Source organism: Nostoc sp. FACHB-110, from assembly GCF_014697425.1.
Classification (GTDB): domain Bacteria; phylum Cyanobacteriota; class Cyanobacteriia; order Cyanobacteriales; family Nostocaceae; genus Nostoc_B.
Genome location: NZ_JACJRU010000015.1, coordinates 15,277 through 34,341, shown reverse-complemented (window position 1 = coordinate 34,341; position 19,065 = coordinate 15,277). Strand labels below are relative to the sequence as shown.

At 39.5% G+C, this 19,065-nt stretch carries 26 protein-coding genes; 21 read left to right on the top strand and 5 right to left on the bottom strand.

Annotated features, from left to right (window positions below; genetic code table 11):
* Positions 1-118: 118 nt before the first annotated feature.
* Genes H6G69_RS15825 through H6G69_RS15815 form a run of 3 tightly spaced genes read left to right on the top strand, consistent with a single transcriptional unit; the run spans position 119 to position 1,967 of the window.
* On the top strand, positions 119-1,171 hold the full coding sequence (locus tag H6G69_RS15825) for a hypothetical protein (protein WP_190688740.1): 1,053 nt from the start codon (positions 119-121) through the stop codon (positions 1,169-1,171).
* Positions 1,172-1,216: 45 nt separating this feature from the next.
* Positions 1,217-1,801 (top strand): DUF4102 domain-containing protein, encoded by a 585-nt coding sequence (locus tag H6G69_RS15820; protein ID WP_190688738.1) that lies wholly within the window; start codon positions 1,217-1,219, stop codon positions 1,799-1,801.
* Complete coding sequence (locus H6G69_RS15815) at positions 1,794-1,967, top strand: hypothetical protein (RefSeq protein WP_190688735.1); 174 nt, start codon at positions 1,794-1,796, stop codon at positions 1,965-1,967. The genes H6G69_RS15820 and H6G69_RS15815 overlap by 8 nt, the downstream gene beginning before the upstream one ends.
* 63 nt (positions 1,968-2,030) lie before the next feature.
* Here the strand turns inward: H6G69_RS15815 and H6G69_RS15810 are convergent, their stop codons facing one another.
* Positions 2,031-2,192, bottom strand: a complete 162-nt coding sequence (locus H6G69_RS15810; RefSeq protein WP_190688732.1) for a hypothetical protein — start codon at positions 2,190-2,192, stop codon at positions 2,031-2,033.
* Positions 2,189-2,770, bottom strand: coding sequence for a tyrosine-type recombinase/integrase (locus tag H6G69_RS15805; RefSeq protein WP_190688730.1), 582 nt, complete (start codon positions 2,768-2,770; stop codon positions 2,189-2,191). The genes H6G69_RS15810 and H6G69_RS15805 overlap by 4 nt, the downstream gene beginning before the upstream one ends.
* A 218-nt stretch (positions 2,771-2,988) precedes the next feature.
* Between H6G69_RS15805 and H6G69_RS15800 the strand changes: the two genes are divergently transcribed.
* The 13 genes from H6G69_RS15800 (at position 2,989) to H6G69_RS15740 (ending at position 10,706) form a co-directional block, all read left to right on the top strand.
* Entirely contained in the window at positions 2,989-3,333 is a 345-nt protein-coding gene (locus H6G69_RS15800; RefSeq protein WP_190688727.1) for a hypothetical protein, read from the top strand.
* 2 nt (positions 3,334-3,335) lie between these two features.
* Complete coding sequence (locus tag H6G69_RS15795) at positions 3,336-3,686, top strand: hypothetical protein (protein ID WP_190688724.1); 351 nt, start codon at positions 3,336-3,338, stop codon at positions 3,684-3,686.
* Positions 3,676-4,584 carry a hypothetical protein gene (locus H6G69_RS15790; protein WP_190688721.1) on the top strand — a complete coding sequence of 303 codons (909 nt, stop codon included), beginning with the start codon at positions 3,676-3,678 and terminating at the stop codon, positions 4,582-4,584. Before H6G69_RS15795 ends, H6G69_RS15790 begins: the two co-directional genes overlap by 11 nt.
* A gap of 5 nt (positions 4,585-4,589) precedes the next feature.
* Positions 4,590-5,138, top strand: a complete 549-nt coding sequence (locus H6G69_RS15785; protein ID WP_190688718.1) for a hypothetical protein — start codon at positions 4,590-4,592, stop codon at positions 5,136-5,138.
* A complete protein-coding gene (locus tag H6G69_RS15780) occupies positions 5,135-5,500 on the top strand; it encodes a hypothetical protein (protein WP_190688715.1) in 366 nt (121 codons plus the stop codon). The genes H6G69_RS15785 and H6G69_RS15780 overlap by 4 nt, the downstream gene beginning before the upstream one ends.
* A 5-nt stretch (positions 5,501-5,505) precedes the next feature.
* Positions 5,506-7,776 (top strand): hypothetical protein, encoded by a 2,271-nt coding sequence (locus H6G69_RS15775; RefSeq protein WP_190688712.1) that lies wholly within the window; start codon positions 5,506-5,508, stop codon positions 7,774-7,776.
* 2 nt (positions 7,777-7,778) lie between these two features.
* Positions 7,779-8,621, top strand: coding sequence for a hypothetical protein (locus tag H6G69_RS15770; protein ID WP_190688709.1), 843 nt, complete (start codon positions 7,779-7,781; stop codon positions 8,619-8,621).
* Positions 8,622-8,748: 127 nt separating this feature from the next.
* Entirely contained in the window at positions 8,749-9,108 is a 360-nt protein-coding gene (locus H6G69_RS15765) for a hypothetical protein (RefSeq protein ID WP_190688707.1), read from the top strand.
* Positions 9,109-9,111: 3 nt separating this feature from the next.
* Positions 9,112-9,474: a hypothetical protein gene (locus H6G69_RS15760; RefSeq protein ID WP_190688704.1), complete on the top strand. Its 363-nt coding sequence runs from the start codon at positions 9,112-9,114 to the stop codon at positions 9,472-9,474.
* Position 9,475: 1 nt separating this feature from the next.
* Positions 9,476-9,850, top strand: coding sequence for a hypothetical protein (locus H6G69_RS15755; RefSeq protein WP_190688701.1), 375 nt, complete (start codon positions 9,476-9,478; stop codon positions 9,848-9,850).
* Positions 9,771-10,208: a hypothetical protein gene (locus tag H6G69_RS15750; protein WP_190688697.1), complete on the top strand. Its 438-nt coding sequence runs from the start codon at positions 9,771-9,773 to the stop codon at positions 10,206-10,208. The genes H6G69_RS15755 and H6G69_RS15750 overlap by 80 nt, the downstream gene beginning before the upstream one ends.
* Entirely contained in the window at positions 10,208-10,516 is a 309-nt protein-coding gene (locus H6G69_RS15745) for a hypothetical protein (RefSeq protein ID WP_190688694.1), read from the top strand. The genes H6G69_RS15750 and H6G69_RS15745 overlap by 1 nt, the downstream gene beginning before the upstream one ends.
* A gap of 1 nt (position 10,517) precedes the next feature.
* A complete protein-coding gene (locus tag H6G69_RS15740) occupies positions 10,518-10,706 on the top strand; it encodes a hypothetical protein (protein WP_190688691.1) in 189 nt (62 codons plus the stop codon).
* 218 nt (positions 10,707-10,924) lie between these two features.
* Here the strand turns inward: H6G69_RS15740 and sbcD are convergent, their stop codons facing one another.
* Positions 10,925-12,175, bottom strand: coding sequence for an exonuclease subunit SbcD (gene sbcD / locus H6G69_RS15735; protein ID WP_190688688.1), 1,251 nt, complete (start codon positions 12,173-12,175; stop codon positions 10,925-10,927).
* A gap of 821 nt (positions 12,176-12,996) precedes the next feature.
* Here sbcD and H6G69_RS15730 point away from each other — a divergent pair.
* A complete protein-coding gene (locus H6G69_RS15730; RefSeq protein ID WP_190688685.1) occupies positions 12,997-14,724 on the top strand; it encodes a pentapeptide repeat-containing protein in 1,728 nt (575 codons plus the stop codon).
* 68 nt (positions 14,725-14,792) lie between these two features.
* On the opposite strand, the gene H6G69_RS15725 is transcribed toward H6G69_RS15730, so the two are convergent.
* The gene (locus H6G69_RS15725) at positions 14,793-15,188 is read right to left on the bottom strand and encodes a type II toxin-antitoxin system VapC family toxin (protein WP_190688682.1); all 396 of its coding nucleotides are present in this window, start codon (positions 15,186-15,188) and stop codon (positions 14,793-14,795) included.
* 13 nt (positions 15,189-15,201) lie between these two features.
* Positions 15,202-15,474 (bottom strand): hypothetical protein, encoded by a 273-nt coding sequence (locus H6G69_RS15720; protein ID WP_190688680.1) that lies wholly within the window; start codon positions 15,472-15,474, stop codon positions 15,202-15,204.
* Between the two features lie 143 nt (positions 15,475-15,617).
* Between H6G69_RS15720 and H6G69_RS15715 the strand changes: the two genes are divergently transcribed.
* The 4 genes from H6G69_RS15715 to H6G69_RS15700 all read left to right on the top strand — a co-directional run bounded on the left by H6G69_RS15715 (position 15,618) and on the right by H6G69_RS15700 (position 19,056).
* Positions 15,618-15,923: a glutaredoxin family protein gene (locus H6G69_RS15715; protein WP_190688677.1), complete on the top strand. Its 306-nt coding sequence runs from the start codon at positions 15,618-15,620 to the stop codon at positions 15,921-15,923.
* A 32-nt stretch (positions 15,924-15,955) separates the two neighbouring features.
* Positions 15,956-17,458 (top strand): UDP-N-acetylmuramoyl-L-alanyl-D-glutamate--2,6-diaminopimelate ligase, encoded by a 1,503-nt coding sequence (locus H6G69_RS15710; protein WP_190688675.1) that lies wholly within the window; start codon positions 15,956-15,958, stop codon positions 17,456-17,458.
* A 52-nt stretch (positions 17,459-17,510) separates the two neighbouring features.
* Positions 17,511-17,651, top strand: a complete 141-nt coding sequence (locus tag H6G69_RS15705; protein WP_190688672.1) for a hypothetical protein — start codon at positions 17,511-17,513, stop codon at positions 17,649-17,651.
* 196 nt (positions 17,652-17,847) lie between these two features.
* Complete coding sequence (locus H6G69_RS15700) at positions 17,848-19,056, top strand: RNA-guided endonuclease TnpB family protein (protein ID WP_190688669.1); 1,209 nt, start codon at positions 17,848-17,850, stop codon at positions 19,054-19,056.
* Positions 19,057-19,065: the final 9 nt, after the last annotated feature.

The following is a 19,065-nucleotide window of genomic DNA, read 5'->3' as shown; positions in this document are numbered from 1 at the left end:
GGTGCTGTTTTGTGCGATCGCAACTTATACCAAGCAATTTCTACACCTCAAAAAACGTAAATAGCCACCTGTAATTATTTGGCTGGGTGGCTAAATTACTATTCCAATTATTAGTATTATGTCAGCAAATAGCTTAGAAATCAACAATTCTCACACTAAAGAAAGAGTTATTTCGATTGACTCTCACAGAAAAAACAAAGCATCGACTAAATACAATAAACCACACTGCATTATCCCAGTTGAAGATTTGCAGTGGATAGTTAATCAAGCTAAAAACATTCAAATTCTCTGGAATGAGTGTTGGGCTTCTGACCAGTATGGTAGTAGATGGATAAAGCTAACAACCTCATTAGGTGACAAGGCATTTAGGTTAGCAAGACAAGTTTTATACAAAGCTGGTTTATTTCAATTCAAACGAGAAACCTGTATAGATGACAGCAGAAAAACAGCAGCATGGTTAGTCATCAACTTGCATGGTGCTAGGCGGATAAAAGAATTTTGGTTATCTGAAGATGACCAAAAAGACGGTCAAAAAATGCCGGATATTTCTGACCAAACGACGGTCAGTAATAGCCTAAATAACGTTCAACCGTTACCGAATAACAGTCTAAAAAATCCGAATGACGGTCAAAAAATGCCGTCGATTATCTCTGAAACTATAGAAAAATCAAGCATTCCAGAAAGTCTCAGGAACACTTCAGAAACTTCTCAGGAACTTCTCATAGAAGTTTCTGAGAAGAAAGAAGAACGCCCGATTTACGAACTCTTAGACAGAGTTCGTAAACGTGCTGGTAGGAAAGGTGAAAAGGTAGCCCAAAAAGTAGGTGAAGTTTTAGAACGTTGTGCCAAACGAATTAGAGGTGAGTCATTCACCCAGGATGATTACTACAAAGAATTATTTTTAAGTCGTTACAACTGGAGGATTGATGAACAGCGATTAAATTCATTGCTCGAATTAAACCAACAATGCCAAACAGCATTTATCAACAGATTCAAACAAATTTATGAGGCTGATGGTATGAGTGCGCCTAGAACTTTTGATAAAGCAATTAATTTTGTAACTAATAACAGTACCCGAATAACTGAGGGAATAAGTAGGCAAGCTGAATATTTCAAACAAGTTTGGGAACGACGCGAACAACTATTTGGGAATACTGCCTTACAGGTATAAAAAAACCTGCCAATTATGGCAGGCATCTACTAAAGCAAATTAATTATGACTGAACAATTAGAACTGTTTACGATTACCCCAACACCGAAAATTAAATCGGTTCAAGACCCGTATTGGGATGAAATTGTCAAAGAATCTGCGCCCCAACACGAAGACGACAGATGGAACCCGGCAGATTTTGGGGAAGTGCCTTTCAAGGATGAAGACGGCCAGCTAACAATTTTCTACGCCGATGATCATGAACCACCAGACCCAGATGATTATCCAAATCATGAGGCTTATTACAAAGCATGGGATGAATGGGAATTACGTGTTGGGGCGCAAGTTTCACACGCTACAACACAGACACCAGTAAAATCGCGTGTTGGGGCGCAAGTAACTAGTGATACTAAAAAATCTGCGCCCCAACACGATACGCACTGGGTAGAACGCTATTGGGTGGAACGGGCTGAAAATAAGTATTGGTATTATCGGTACTGCTGGATGGAAGGACGGAAGAAACAGCGCATTTACCTTGGTAGTGTGCATTCTCCAAAGGCCAGAGACAAGAAATACTCTGTTGAGAACGCGATCGCAGATGGACTAACACCGCAGGAAATTAAGCAGATGTTGAGGGGTGACAATGGCTGAAAATTACTTTGTTCTGAAGTTGAGTAAAGACGAAAAAACGGTAGAGTTGACCGTTCATACTACATCAAGAGAACGGGCAATCATACTTTATGAAGGACTTGAGAAAGTTATTACTCAACTTACACAGGCTGAGTTGATGCAACAAGACTTGCCAGAGAAGACATAAAAATTGCGATCGCGCAGCATCAGGAATTGCGATCGCACAACAATGAGGTCAAAGCAATTGTAGTCACGGAAGCATGGAATTAGGGTAGATTTCCTCAACATCATCCCAAGCCTGATCAGCTAATTTCTCAAGAGCTTTGGCTAAATCATAAGGGTGGGCATACTCGCCAGCTTGTAGCTTGTAGTAAAAAATTCTGATTCTTAATAATGTTTTGGCGTTACTCATAAAGCGTTGATGGCTCCTTTGATTCTGTCGGCTGAAATTTCTACATAGCGTTCCAGCGATTTAAAATCCTGGTGGCCAGTAATTTGTTTGATTGTGTAAAGGTCGGTTCCGTTACGGTGCAGCTTAGTAATAAAGCTCCGGCGGGTGGAGTGAGTCGATATGCCTTTGGCTACTAACCCAGCCCGTTCTACAGCTGTTCTGAGAATTTTGTCAGCCCAACGAATACTGATTGGCTCATCACCTTCGCGGCTGGGGAATAACCAAAGCGAATTATTATCAGGTTTGTAAGATGCCAAAGACTCTGACAAGACAGTATGTATAGGGACTTGGCGAGTTTTTCGCTTACCGTCTGGTGTGGCTTTGCGGGTTATTGCCCGAAAGTTTATATAATCTCGTGGTGTACCATCCGCGTTATAAACATCGGCAATTGTTAATTTGACCAAAGCCCCCCAGCGTTCCCCCGTGTACCATGCCAAATCGAGAAGTAATTTATATTTGGCAGATTTAATATTTTTCCGAATTTTTGAATAATCAGCATCGCTCAAAACGGCTGATTGTCCGTTACGATTATTTTTCAACCTAATATCCTTCTATAAATCTTGTTCCGCTTTTACCTTTGTCACTGGTGAAAACGGAACATTTTTGTATTTGGCTAACAGTCGAATATCGGTTAATCTTAGTCAGTGCAAGCATTTCACGTCCTCAGAAATTGCACCGGATTTACATAAAACTGGAAGATTTACGCCTAATTAATAAACGCTTACAACGGATTTAATCACTTCAAAAAATCCGAAATATGGCGGAACCAACCTTACAACAAATTTTTGGTGCTAATGCAATCCAAGACGCAAATACATTGACAATTTCAAAAGCTGACTTAGTAGCAGTAGGGTTGACCACTGGTGCAAGTATTAGTGGTGAAAAATTGTTAGCAGCGATTATCAAACTTGCTGCTGTTTACCTTACCTCTGATAACCGAGACAGCAACATTGATCAGTCAATCATGGTTGATGCTGAAAATACGCCCAGCTTCACCACAAGAACATCTGGAACAACCACTACTACCTATATTCGGGACACTATCACAGTTGAGCTAGACAAGCTGTACTCATCAACTGGCATCGACCCGGACGACTACTAAATATGGAGAATTTAACCCTACAACAATTATTTGGGGTTAATGCTTCACAAGATAATCAGACTCTCACTATTAGAAAGTCTGATTTACCTTTATTAACTCCCAGCAATAGCAACACAGCCGAATCGCTATTAACTGCGATTTTGATAAAAGCCTTAAGCAACTTTCAGGGCTTTATTGAAGATGAAAACGGTAATGCAATCACAAATGAAATTGATAATCCAATTGAATTCAATAATCAGAATTACTATTCTCTAAATCTGTTTAGGTGGAGAGATAACCTAATTAATCGAGCAAATTTATTATTCGTAAGGCACACGATTGTAATAGAGGTATTCAGCCCAAATGAAGATTAACGAATTACCAGAGATAACAGCAATAAACCCAGATGATTACTTGATTGTTTATGATGTAGCAAACAATATTACAGGAAAAATCAAAGCAAGCAACTTAAATTTAAACTCAACAAATAATAGTGGAGGAAATAACAATATTGAAACTGAAGAAACAACTAATCTATGGTTGCCATCAAACACAGGTATTCAGTTATGGTTAGACGCAAATAATTTAAGCAGTCTATCAAAAGACGGTAATGATTATGTCTCCCAGTGGAACGATATAAGCGGGAATGGAAATAACTTTACCCAGTCTAATCAAAGTAAAAAACCAAAGCTAACAAATTATTCGGATACCATCACCAAAAAAGCACTTACCTTTGATGGAATAGACGATTACATCAAAAGCGGTTACTACAATTACGGCACAAATATAACTATGTATTTTGTTGCTAAATACGCAGATAGCAACAGATGGGGTTTATTTGATGGCACACCAAACACCGCAGGCTCACTGCGAAACTATCTCTATATCAGCAATCCAATAGCAGATAGTTTCGAGATACAAGGGAATAACCCGTCATTAAGTATTGGCTCAACGGCTGGCGAATGGTCTATTTTTGAATTTGCCTTCAGTCTTACACCTGGAAGAAAAATAGAAAAACGTGTAAACGGTGGTAATTATAATTTTGCGACTAGCACAAACACTGACAATGGTGTTTGTAATGAAGTCACGATTGGGGCGATTAACTATAACAACGCATTACTCAATGGAAGTATTGCAGAGATAATTTTCCTTTATTCTCCGGTGTCAGAAACAATTAGACAGAAGATAGAAGGCTACCTAGCCAATAAGTGGAGATTAAAAAGTAAATTACCCGTAGGACATCCATATAAAACAACCGCACCAACAATATAAAAATTATGGCTTGTGAAAATAAATCAAAAGCTATTGTTATATGGCAATGGCAGGGTGAACAAGAAAAAAACTTTGAAACTAAACAAACGCCAGTAGATGTTACGCTTACGCCAATTACTAATAGTGACAATCCGTATTGGAATGTCAAAAATCAGGCTGGAGAAACAATATTCACATTTCAATCTCATTCTTATAATTTGTTTGCTAATACCACCTATGAGAGACAACCAAAAGCAGGTGACTATTTGATAGAACTGGTGAACGCCAGCAATCAAATTACTAGTCAATTTGTTTATGATTTCCCGGTTAGTATTTCTCTTGCAAATATCACTGGATGCAAAATTGAAATAAAAAACGGTAATACGTTGTTATTTAGTGAGCAACGGAATAATAAGCCATGTCCTGTTTATAAAATTAGATGCGAAAATGACTGTGCTAGTGATGAGATAAAGTGTGAATGCAATCATTACCCTGGTTACTGTTGCGTTCCATGCAATCATGTTAAATCAAAAATTGCCCAAGCTACTGCAACATTAAAGCAGGTGAAGGCATGAGTAAGAGTGATTGCTGTGAAGGATTAAAAGAGCAATTAGTAGCTTTAAACACTGAAGTTGTTAGGGTTAAAAGTGAATTTCAAAAGGTTAATAATCAACTGGGTAGCATTAATCGTAGAGTCAAAGTTTTAGAAGACAAAATTAATCAAGCCAAATTAGGAACAGGCGACAATACTAATCTAATCAGCATACTCAAGAGATTATCAAAAGCCGAAAATGACATTCTTGATTTAGGTGGAATAACCAAAGAGTTGATTGACGATATAAAAAATATTTTGGATTCAGTTGATGAGCATAATAAAAATGCTGGTGAATCTCAAAATGTCTTGTCTAATATTCTGAATTTTTTTATTAATGACTAATAAGCATGACAATATCTCAACAGATATCACCTTCATCTTTGAGAGCATACAAGCTTTCAAAGTATGTTAACGGGCAACCAGGAAAGCTTTTGTTAGAAGCTAAAAAGGCTAGGCGTGTTACTTCTCAGTTTATGAGTCGCAAAGGTGCAAGAGAAGCGGCAAAGCAAGCTAAAGCCCTAAAAAGTAGTGTTAAAGAAAGCGGTAAATTATGGGATAAATTACTATCTAAAATTCCTGGTCGAAATAAAGAAGTTAAAGCAGCAAAGGCAGGTGGAGGATTAGCAAGTTTAGCTGTGTTAGCTGGGTTAACACTGGTTATTGCAGCTAAAACTATTACTGACATTCAGATACAGAATATTGGAATTGATAACGAGCTTAAAAATAATTCAGAATTCCAAAAAGCTTTTGATAGATATCAGCGCAATGTTTTAGATATCAGAGCATTGAATAAAAAAATCGATGCTCAGAACAAAATATTACAACGCAACAATAAAGATTTAGATAATATTTCTAAAAACTTTTTTAATGTAAAAACACAAGCGGAACAAGCAGCTAAAAAGGGAAATGACGCTCTGTATGAGGTCAGACAAGGTAGAAAGATTGTAGAAGAGAAGATAGCCCAGCAAGCCTCTGATATAGCTACCATAAAATATCAAATTAGCAAAACATTATCAGGAATAAACGAGAATTTTCAGAAATCAGTAAGCACTACTATTACTAATTTACAAAAATCCCTACAGCAAGCTAACGGAGAAGTTCAAAAAGTTAATAATCAAATAAGTATCCAATCTAAAATTATTACTGAATTGCAGTCAGGCGTTAGGACGGTTCAAACTACTGTTACTAATATTCCTAAAACTATAGACACTAAAATTGAAGACTTAAAACAATTTACTATCAAATTAATTAATGGCAAGACTCAACCCGTAGAACTTGAGCAGAAAGCCATCAGGCAAGACTTAACCCAAATTAAAAGTAACGGAATCACCAAACAAGAAATAGAAGGGGTTAACGCAACTCTCCGTAAAACTTACGAACAATCTTTTGAATACAAAGCCCAACAGTGGCAACAAGAAATTCAAAAGCAGAATGAGAAAGTAAGCGTAACTGTTAGTAGCAACTATACGACTACAACAAGCAAGTTAGGTGAAATTGAAAAGCAGAATACTCAACTCAAAACTGATTTAGATAAATTAAATACTCGAATTGGAGAACAGGAGAAAGTGAATAAGGATGCATTGCCCAAATTAGATTCAATCCTGACGATGCTTCCACTCATTCCGGCACGAGCCGCCGGGTTAATTAATCCAAACATTCCCAAACCCTCAGATATAGAAAGAGCAACCGGAACCGCAATTTGCAGAAGTCTTAACGGTGGGTGTGCTGGTAAGTCCTTGGATGATGCAATAAACAATGTAAACAACCACAACAACCAAAATACGGGAAGCCTATTAGACAAACTCAACGCTGGAGCGCAGATTCCTGAATTAGCACTGTTAGGCGTAATTAACAATAAGCTGGGTGATCAGCTTCCTGGCGGACTAAGCGGTAAACTCACGCGCTTTACTCAGTGGTTACAACTTGATAGAGCAATAAATTTACTCACATTTGCAGCCACCATTCATAATGCTGTCATGCTGAGTAATGATGTTGGGCAGACGCTACTAGGTGCTTTAAACAATGTATTACAGCTAATTGGCTTAAAGGACGACAACGGGCAACCATTTGATATTGGAGCAATCATTTCTAGCTCGATTGAGAACTTTATTAAATCTATTGTTGGTGCTGATAACTATGTAACTCTCAAAGCCTCTTGGGAAAAAGCCAACCGCATTTATCAAGCAACTACCAATGTTCTTAACAACCTAATGAATGTAAATGCTGTAATTACTAATGCCTTAGAAGTTATTGGTGGGTATACAGGAAGAATCGGCAATGCTTTAAGAATTTGGGGCGTAGTAGGTGAAAAAGCATATAGCTGGATGAACCCACAACCCAGCTTTGATAACAAGTGGATAACAAAATTACAGCAACTTCAAGAAGGTGCTAACACTGTTGCAATGGTCGCTCAAATCCCCGTAGATGTTGCCAGTTCAGTTAGTGAGTTTAATAATTCAACAACAGATTTAATCAAAGCCATCAAGCAAGAACCAGACACCAAAGACGGCATAGACCCTGGTGAAGCTGCCAAAGTTAAAACCGAGCGAGAAGCAGCTAAAGCAGCAAGTTTTACTGTTGGTTTTGACATCTCAGATTTATTTGATGCGGATGATTAACCATGACAGAATTACCTGCAAATTTTGATTCATGGGAACATTTACAGCAAACTTATATGCTTGAATATAATAAGCGAGTAGATAAGTTTTTTAGTGATGTTCAGGGTAATGGTGATTTATCCGGCCCTCGCCCAAGTCTGAAGTTAGCTTGTCGCCTCAAAGATGACGATAATATTGCTACTTGGAACTTAAGAACATCATTATTTTTTGATGTTATTGGCTATAGCAGAAAGAATTTATCAATTTTTTATGGTAGTAACTTTGATGCTACTATCCCAGTTTCAGACCACCCACAATTATTTTTGTATTTTTCACAAGATGCTCAAGCTGTACCTGTAGATGGTAAGAGAATCGACCATGAAAAGTCATGTAGATTAATGCGCTATGCCTCCAAAGCTGGTGAATCTTTACCAGCAATTACTAGAGCTAATTTATTAGATATAGCTCATGAAATTAAGAACTTATTTATGGAAGGTCAAAAAGGTATTACTTACACTTGTGGCAAAATTTCAGTTAGCTATACCGACCCAATTCATGGATTCCCTAAAGGTAATTATTGGCTAGTAAATTCTAAATCTGAAGCAATTACACTTTACGAAAAATTATGTAATGCAATAGACCAACCTTTCGACCTCAATAAAATCAATGTTGGCACACCAGAAAAAGACAGCACGACTCAAGCATCAATTGGTACTGACACGATATTGGGTACACATTATAAAAAACGTGCCTATAGACCAATTGCTAACCTAAGATTTCGTTACGCTTATGTATCATTCGGAAGCACTGCACCCCCAATTTTTCTGATAGATACTACTCGTAGAAATACAGCACTCCTAGCGTAAATTACTGAGACTTGTTTAACACTTCCAGGACATAAGGAAACCTATTAGGTTTCCAAGTCACGGAACCATATTAGAGCCGTGTTAGCAATTGATTAATCAGTTGTTACAACACATCTAAATTGGATTTATGGCTACAAGAATTTCAGGGGTTGAGAATGTACCACATATAATAGGCACAGGAGACAACCGGGTTTTATTGGTTCTTCCAGACGTTTACAACAATGTTGGCAGTTCTTTAGGAGTGGTAAAACTTGTAGGTGATCCGCCCGCAGGAGTTCCTAGTACAACGGTTGGCCGCGCAGTAGCAGAAGGTTTAGTGCGGAAAATCAAAGTCTCTTATATTGCTGCTAATGGCAAGCGCAAAACCTCAGAATTGATAGTTGCTGTTGATAAATCTATGCAAGCTCGTGCGGCTTTGATTGGCGCAACATTCCGCAATTTCAAAATCAAAACTGCTTACTACCCCACACATATTCAACTTGGGTAATTTATGCCCAAACTGCAAAAGTATTTTATTACTGATGCTGCTTTTGATAAGTTCTATTTTCGTTCAACAGCCGGACTTTATCAAAGTATAGGAAGTGCCGTTACAGGTATTTATCCAGCAGCAGAAAATGAACTAGATAAGCCAGAGGTTTTAGTCAAAAACTTACTCCTAGAAGGTGCATTAATTCGAGTCAATGCAATTGTCTTGATAGAAGGTAAAAGGGAAAGCTTAAACCTACTTTGCAATAGGTTAGTTTTTCCCGCAGTTCTTGAAAACGCAGTCGGTAAAAGCTTTTCTATTACTGATGGTAAGTCTGGCGTAATCAAATCTTTAAACCAACGTAGAAAACAAGTTTCTAGAGGATGAAATGGCAAAGTTAAGTAAATATGTTGCGTTAGCAACAGCCGGAAATGTTACAAGTAAATACGCTTTTCGCGCTCCGGCTGGTTTGTATGCCGGACAAATCGCTACAGAAACAGGTATTACTGTAGCCGCCGATAATGAACAGGATTTACCAGAGTATCAAGTAGCGGAACTCTTGAAAAAAGGCATTCTCAGACGCGTTACGGCTATCACCAAGACTTCAGCCGGAAAACCCAGCCGCCTGAAACTGCTTTGCACTAATGCCAAGCTAGCTACTATTTTGGACGCGCTCAAAGGCGATGCTTACGCTATTACTGGTGGCGGCACTGGCACAATACAAAGCGTTGGCTTTGCTCGTCGCGTTGTTAGCCGTGGCTAATTGGGAATCGCTAGGGGAATTAACTGTTAGTAATAGCTGGCAGTTCTTCCCCAATGAGGCACTTTCTCAAACTTTTCGCATCACTACCACAATCCAAAATTTGGATGATTGGAATAAGTGGAAGTTTAGAAGTGCTGCTTATTTGAGGTTCTATTACCCTAATAGCGATGTTTCACCGCCTTATTACATTAAGGTGCGTGATTTACCAACCATTTATGAATTTCAAATTCCTCAAGTTTTGGCTTCTCAAGGATATTTACTAAGAACGCCAGCAATTATTAGGGCATCTCGATATTTACCACTGACACCCAATGATATGTTCGCTCAGTGGAATTTCAAATTAGAAGCTTTTAGCTAATGAAATTTGATGCAAACGTTGCTAGTTTCTTATTAGCTTCCGTTTGTGCTTCCTCCGGCTGGGTTGTTTGGTGGATTAATAAAATCAATCTTGATAAACACTTATCAACTCAGCAAGCAGCAGACAACGCTAAAAAAGAATACGCTGCACAGCGAGATTTTGAACACCTTAGAAATAATCAAAAAGATATTTCTACTGGCATTGCTTTAGGATTCGATGAAATGGAACGACGCTTTGACCTGCTAGACAGAGACATTATCGAGATTAAAGCACAATTGACTATTCGTAATGCAACCGAACATAAATAATATGACTCAAAAAAATTTGGATCGGCTAACTGCAATTTTTGGATCTGTCGCCGTCGTGTCTACTACTTTAGGCGGTGCTGGGGTAATTGGTTCCGGTTGGGCGCAAACTATAGCGGCCCTTTCCTCTGCCCTAACTGTTGCTTTAGCCAGAATGCCAGCCACCCCACAACAACCCCAACCACCTAAATAACCATTGGGGATTCATTCTAGCCGGCTAACTGATGCTCGGCTAAAGTTACTGATACTGAGATTTTTAGACCAGCCGGAAGCTTGCCAAAGACTCGGCACTCATATTTAAGTTCAGGCAATAAGTTTATAATTTTCAGCTTTGGTACTATCTCAGGATTAGTACCACTGATTGAAACAGTGTCACCAACGTTATATTTGTGCATAACTTTTTGAACCAGTCTAACTTATTGGGGATTCTAACCAAACTTCGACATCATCAGATAGCAATTTTTCCGCAGCTTCTAGCATAGTTGCGGCGATATCTTTGAGGTCTTCACGATTATTTAAATAGGTTTTCAATGCTTCCATTGGGTCAATGCTGCTACTCGCACTTAATTCTGGTACGCGAGGACGAGCTAACTGACTGAGTAATTCTGGTTGAATAGTGTAAGTGTGGGCTGATTTTAAAGCGGTATGTAAAGCAGAATTATCAATTACATCTAACTGTTCGGAACGCAGTTTGTAAATTAATCGCACTACTGCATCTTGAATATCATATTTAGCGATCGCTTTGATAATCGCCGCCTGGGGATCTTCAGCTTTGGAGATATCCACTTCAATTGTGCGGAAACTGCGAACTGGTAAAGGACAAAATTCCCAGGTTGTATTTCCCCGTTCTAGTTCCACCGTGACATAGCCTTTATCTTCTTTTTCCTCGCTAAAATCTACCCGTTCAATACTTCCGGGATAAATTACTGGCGGGTTATTAGATTTATTTAAATTTTGGTGTTTGTGAACGTGTCCCAACGCCACATAATCAAAACAAGGTCGTGTCAGTAAAGATAACGGTAAAGTAAAACCCTTACCCACCGCCAGTAAACGTTCTGCGCCCAAACTAGCATTATCCGCCATCAAGTGAGCTAATAATATAGTTGGCGCATCTGGGTCAAGGCGGCGAATTTCTCCTTCAATCACAACTTCCAATCTTTGTGTTAGCAATTGGTTGACTTCTGATATCGACAAACCCTCTGTTTCTTGGCGCGTCATTAATGTAGAACGAGTCAACCAAGGAAGAGTAATTACTTGAACTTTACCGTTACGAGTTGGAATATGGTGGGTTTTTAACGTATCACCAACCACAAAACCTGGTACACCCAAAGTTCGATAAATATTTAAGCTTGCGCCTCCCAAACCTTGGGAATGTTGGTCATGATTTCCTACCAACAATACTGTCGGGATATTTGCATCCACCAGACGGCGAAACTGGCCTGCAAAAGCTTCTTGGACATAAGGCGGTGGTGTCGCATCAGGAAACGCATCACCACCAAATATGACTAAATCTACAGGATCATTCAGGGCGCGATCGATACACAACGATAAAGTATTTACAAAATCCTCTAAACGCGTATTCAACCCTGTCGCCGGATTAATTTTCCCGTGGGAGAAGCCGCTTCCCATGTGGATGTCAGAAAGGTGGAGGATTTTAATCATAAAAGTTAGTCGTTATGAATTGCTTGAGGAATTTTATATAAGTTGAAAAAGGCTGAGTAAAAATACTAGTCACTCTTTGATATTTTTTGGAGTACATAGTTCATGACGGCTACTTAATTCTAAAAAAGTTAACTCATCTCAGGAATTTTACACTCAGGCTATTCATCTTACCGTCTCATCAGCATTCCTAGAGTAACAAAATCCCCTATTTTTGATAGAAGTCGGGGATCAAAAGCAATAGTCATCCTTGAAAAAAGTTGTCTCTATAACCAAAGATAGTTGTCAATGATAATTTCCGCAGTCAAAAAATTAGCTTGACCAGAATTTGTAAGTATACACAACAGCTTTTACTAAGAAGGTTTACGCTATTTTAAGTTTTGCATTGCTTCCATAGATATTTATACTGAGACTGTTATTCTTAAACAAAGCATAATCACTTTTTAGGAATTTAAAAAATGAACACTTCTAAACCCAACAACCTAGGCGTATCCATAGTCATGGGCGGTTTGATTATGTTAACTAGTGCAAGTATCATTACGATTATGAATATGTTTTAGACTGGCAAGCTGAGAATTTAACAAAGAAACTTTACAAAACCCTGCTCAGTTTTGAGCAGGGTTTTTACATTTTGTAATATAAAAAATTTTGCTGAAGATAAATCAGCAGGCATCTACGGAAAAAGATTGTGTCGTAAAATTGCCAAATCTCAGTGTAAACAAGGGACTAAGGCACAAAAATTGCTGAAAATTTATCTGTAATTCTAGATTTAAGCTTGTAGAGTAATTTATCTCTATGACAAAAGGTTGAAGGATTAGTTACGGATGCAAGGGAAAATTACTGTCAACAATAGGCCAATAATTGCGAAAAAGTTTTTTGTGGCGATTAGTTTATTGACTCCGTTGTTAATCACAATTCCGGTTTATGCAGAAAAACCAGAGCATATTAAGCAACTAATAGATACCAATCAATGTCCTAAATGTGATTTAAGGGGAGCTAACTTAAGTCGGAAAAATTTAATTCGTGCAGACCTTTATGAGTCTAATTTGAGTGATGCTGATTTGAGTGGTGTTGATTTAAGCGGTGCTAATTTACGCAATACTAATTTGAGTAAAGCTCGACTATTTCGAGCAAATTTGTTTCGTGCTGACTTACAAAGTGCAAATCTGCGTGATGCTGATTTGAGTGGAACAAACTTGAGTGGTGCTGATTTGCGAAATGCTAATTTAACTAGTGCGGATTTAAGCAATGCGGATTTAAGTGGTGCAAACTTAAGCGGTGTTGATTTGGATTTTGTCAATCTGCGGGGTGTACGTTTTGATAATGTCAATCTTCAAGGGGTAAATTTCAACGGTGTAGATTTAAGCAATGCAGATTTGCGAAATTTTAACTTCCGTAATGCCTCACTAAATGGTGTTAACCTGAGTCGCGTTAATTTAAATGGTTATATCTTGAGGGGTGTAGAACTGAAAAATGCCAATCTTAGTTATGCTGACTTACAAAATACTGACTTAAGTAATGCCAAACTTAACGGTACTGACTTGCAAAATGCCAATCTCTACAATGCTAATTTGCAAGGAGCAGATTTAATTGGAAGTAAATTAAATGGCGCGAATTTGCAAAATGCAGATTTAAGAGGTGCGAATCTTGATGTTGATAGTTTACCTAATAATATTCGCGCAGATGCTTTAGATTATAGCCGATGGGGAGATACTCTAAGTAGTAGCAAGAGATATCAAAGTGCGATCGCCTATTACAACAAAGCTATTGAATTAAACCCTAAAGACGCTCAAATTTATACTAGTCGAGGTTTGGCGGCTAGTCAATTAAAAAATTATCAAGCCGCGATCGCTGATTATAATAAAGCTATTGAAATTGACCCAAATTATGCCAGAGCTTACAGCAGCCGGGGTCTAACTCGCATTGAGCAGAATGATTATCAAAGCGCATTAACTGACTTTGACCAAGCAATTCGCATCGACCCCAATAATGCCGAAGCGTATAATGGACGCGCGACAGTGCAGCGCATCCAAAAAGATTATGCCGCAGTAATTACGGAAGCTTCGCAAGCAATTAGAATTAATACTAAATTTGCCGATGCTTATCATAATCGAGGTTTAGCGCGCTTTGCATTAAAAGATTATCAAGGAGCAATTCAAGATTATGATAAAGCAATTGATAATTCTCATAGTTGGGCTTGGGCATATTTGAATCGCGGACTTGCTCGCGCAGCGATTGACGAACATAAAGATGCAACCAAAGATTTTGACCGCGCTATTGAAATAGATGAAAATTATATCGAAGCTTATTATCAGCGTAGTTTAGCTAGATTTAATCGCAAAAAATATGAGGATGCAATTAAAGATTGCGATCGTGTCATTCAACGTGACCCTAATTATGCCGCAGCTTATGAAAATAAAGGGAATTCTCTATTAGCTTTGAAAAAGAAAGTAGAAGCTAAACAAGCTTTTGAACAAGCAATAAAAATTTATGCTCAACAACAAGATAATACCAGTTTAGAGCGAGTGCAGCAGGTGATTGCGGGGCTTTAACATTGCGTTTTTTCAAAGATGAGCTTGGGTGATAGTAAGCTTCACCCAATCAAGCATCATAAATATATTTAATCAGCCAACCAGTTAACTAATTGCAAATTCTCGATATTTTCAAAATCTTTGATGTTATTAGTCACAAGAATATCACCCCGAGAACGAACAACAGCAGCAATTAGTACATCTATTTCTCCTGTTGGCTTGCCAATTCTTCTCAATTCACCTTGAATTATCCCAAATTCTACAGCAGCAGCTAAATCAAATGGCTCAACAGGTAATAATTCAGTCAATTGTGCTAAAGCTTCTAAGTTTTCTTCAATTTGTTTAGAACAGTAAATACCTTTATAAAGTTCTGAGACTATAATTGTAGATAGATAACACTGGCTAAAAAATCGATTAAATATAGCTATTACTTGAGGATTTCTTTTAAGCAGAGCAATACAAATATTAGTATCTAAAAGATACATCAGATATTCTTACTTACTCGAGGTCATTTATTAGTCTACCGTGATAACTGTGACGCTGTTGATCAATTTCGTCAAAAATTTCTCCTAAATCTGGTTGGTTTTGCCAAACTCCAAATAATTGGTTGAGTTTGATTAACCTCTGTTCATCTGTTAATTGCTGTTTTTTTCCAATAGACTTAGTGCTAGGCAATTCTACATTTACAATGACTTCTGCTCCATCAGGAATACTATTAATTTGCTCTAATAATTCAATAATTTGACCGCGCTTAATACCTCTAATCTGCATTTTAAATTTACTCCTTTTGTGATTGTCAGTAGTTCTTACTATTCTAATTTAATCGCATTCCTAGATATGAAATTTCAGCCTATCATGGCTTTTAAGGATGCGAGCGATCGCATCTTGGCAGTGTATGTAACGGTAAAGAGCAAATGCGATTGATTTTATACAGCAAACCCGGTTGTCATTTGTGCGAGGGCTTACAAGAAAAACTAGAGCAAATCTTAAAGTCACCAGATTTTACATCTCTACAGTTAGAAATCCGTGACATTACAACTCGTGAAGATTGGTTTGGGGCGTATCAATATGAAGTGCCAGTGCTGTTTTTAGCCAGCTTGCAAGGTTCCCAGATAGTTGAACAGCCTTTACCTCGTCCATCTCCCCGGTCAAATGTCCTGCAAATTCAGCAAATGTTGTGTAAGTATTTATCCAATACCGAAAAAAATAATGCAGAATAAGCGCAAGAAAATCGTGTGGCGAGGTTCACAACATGAAATTGCGGGAATTACTAGCAGCAGTAGACAGCGTGGCCCAAATACCCAACCATCCCAGCTTGGCCGAGGCAGAAGTTAAAGGTTTAAAAACTAACTCTCATGCTTGTAGCGATGGGGATTTGTTTATTGGAATGCCAGGAACAAGGGTGGATGGTGGGGAATTTTGGCCAAGTGCCATCGCATCCGGCGCAGTAGCGGCAATTGTTTCTGCCCAAGCTGCCGCAAAAAATCCTCCCACACCGGAGGCTGTAGTTATTAGTGCCAGTGACATGAATCAAGCTTGCGCCCAAATAGCAGCGGCTTTTTACGACTATCCCGGACAAAAACTCAAATTAGTAGGTGTGACTGGTACAAATGGCAAAACCACCACAACTCACCTAGTAGAATTTTTCCTCAACAAAGCCCATTTATCTACCGCGTTGATGGGTACTCTCTACACCCGTTGGCCCGGTTTTGTGCAGACTGCTGTCCACACCACACCATTTGCAGTGGAATTGCAACAACAGTTAGCCGCCGCCGTGAATGCAGGTTGTGAGTTTGGCGTAATGGAAGTGAGTTCCCACGCGTTAGCCCAAGGTCGGGTTTTGGGGTGTCCCTTTGAGGTGGGGGTATTTACCAACCTCACCCAAGACCATTTGGACTACCACAGCGATATGGAGGATTATTTCGCCGCCAAAGCGTTGTTGTTTAGTCCAAATTATCTCAAAGGAAGGGCAGTAATTAACGCCGATGATGCTTACGGTAAGCGTTTAATTGCCGCCTTGTCTCCCGAAAAAGTTTGGAGTTACAGCGTCAGCAATCACAATGCTGATTTATGGCTGAGTGATTTAAACTATCAACCAAATGGCGTGAGTGGAGTTCTGCATACACCCAAGGGTGAAATTGCTTTTCGTTCGCCCCTGGTCGGACAGTACAATTTAGAAAACGTCTTAGCTGCTGTCGGTGCAGTTTTACACCTCGGACTAGACTTAGAATTAATCGCAGCTGCGATTGCTGAATTTCCTGGTGTTCCCGGACGGATGGAACGGGTGCAAATTACGCCACAACAAGATATCAGCGTGATTGTGGATTATGCCCATACCCCTGATAGTTTAGAAAACTTGCTCAAAGCTGCACGCCCATTTATTCCTGGCAAAATGATTTGTGTGTTTGGCTGTGGTGGCGATCGCGATCGCACCAAACGCCCGAAAATGGGTAAAATCGCCGCCGACTTAGCAGATTTAGCAGTAGTAACTTCTGATAATCCCCGCACCGAAGACCCAGAAAAGATTTTGCAAGATATTTTGGTAGGTATACCCGATACAGTCCAGCCTACAGTGATCTGCGATCGGGCAACAGCTATTCAAACAGCAATTTTGCAAGCTCAACCTGGTGACGGAGTATTGTTAGCAGGTAAAGGTCACGAAGACTACCAAATTCTGGGAACCGAAAAAATTCACTTTGATGACCGAGAACACGCGCGTGAAGCTTTACAAGCCAGATTAGGGATTAAAAATTAGATAGAAAAGTAGGGAATAAGTAAGAACTAGAGGATGATATGGCAATCATTCTTTGTACTACCCTATTCCCTACTCCCTATCCTCTATTCCCTTACCTAAACTCCGAGAGAATGCTCCCGCCACACCGGAACGGTTGGCTGCGAGACGGCAGTCGCTACAACTCTGGGAACCAGAGCAACGCGCTGCCTCATGAATCGTTCGCGCAGCATGTCGTAGACAGGGCTAAAAACAAAACACCCCTTAAATAACTCAAACCGCAGGTTTGACAAGGCAAGGGGAGTAGGGGCGGGTTTATTTGGATCATCGTACAAAAGCGAGAATATTGGTAAACCCGCCCGTACTTTTAGCAATATTCGTGATATCATTACGTCAAGATTACTGACGTAATAATGCTGGTATTTGAGGCAAAACTTGAGGGGATTGACGCGCAGTATCGAAAGCTGGATGAAGCTATTCGGACTGCTCGTTTTGTCCGTAACGCTTGCCTCCGGTACTGGATGGATAACCGAAACATCGGCAGGTATGAGTTGAGTGCTTATTGCGCTGTACTTGCTGCCGATGAGAATTTTCCTTGGGCTGCCAAGCTCAACTCGATGGCTAGACAAGCTAGTGCCGAAAGAGCGTGGTCTGCAATTGCTAGATTTTTGGATAACTGCAAGAAATCTAAACCAGGGAAGAAGGGGTATCCACGTTTTAAAAAAGAACAAACTCACGGTTCTGTTGAGTACAAAACCAGTGGGTGGAAGCTCTCTGATGACCGTCGATACATCACTTTTAGCGATGGATTCAAAGCAGGAACTTTCAAACTTTGGGGAACTCGTGACCTGCATTTCTACTCTTTGAAACAGTTCAAGCGAGTGCGGATTGTGCGTCGTGCTGATGGTTATTATTGCCAATTTTGCATCGACCAAGAGCGAATCGAAAAGCGAGAACCAACTCTTAAAACTATTGGCTTGGATGTGGGACTTAATCACTTCTATACCGATAGCGAGGGGAATCAAATTGAAAATCCTAAACACTTGCGTAAAAGCGAGAAGTCTTTGAAACGTCTGCAACGCAGATTGTCTAAAACTAAAAAGGGTTCTAAAAACCGAGTGAAAGCGAGAAATCGCTTGAGTAGAAAGCACCTCAAAGTAAGTAGGCAGCGTAAAGACTTCGCCGTAAAATTGGCGAGGTGCGTAGTCCAGTCTAACGACTTGGTAGCCTATGAGGATTTGAAGGTGCGGAACATAGTCAAGAATAGGCACTTGGCTAAGTCGATTAGTGACGCAGCGTGGACGCAGTTTAGGCAATGGGTTGAGTATTTTGGTAAGGTTTTTGGGGTGGCGACTGTTGCAGTTGCACCCCATCACACCAGTCAGAATTGCTCTATCTGTGGTGAAGTGGTGAAAAAGTCGCTGAGTACCAGAACTCATGTTTGCCCTCACTGTGGACATACCCAAGACAGGGATTGGAACGCTGCACGGAACATACTTGAATTAGGACTACGTACTGTGGGACACACAGGATCTCAAGTCTCTGGAGATATCGACCTCTGTTTGGATGGAGAAATCCCTCCAAATAAGCCGAGTCGTGGAAAGAGAAAGCCCAAAGAGTGATCTTTGGAA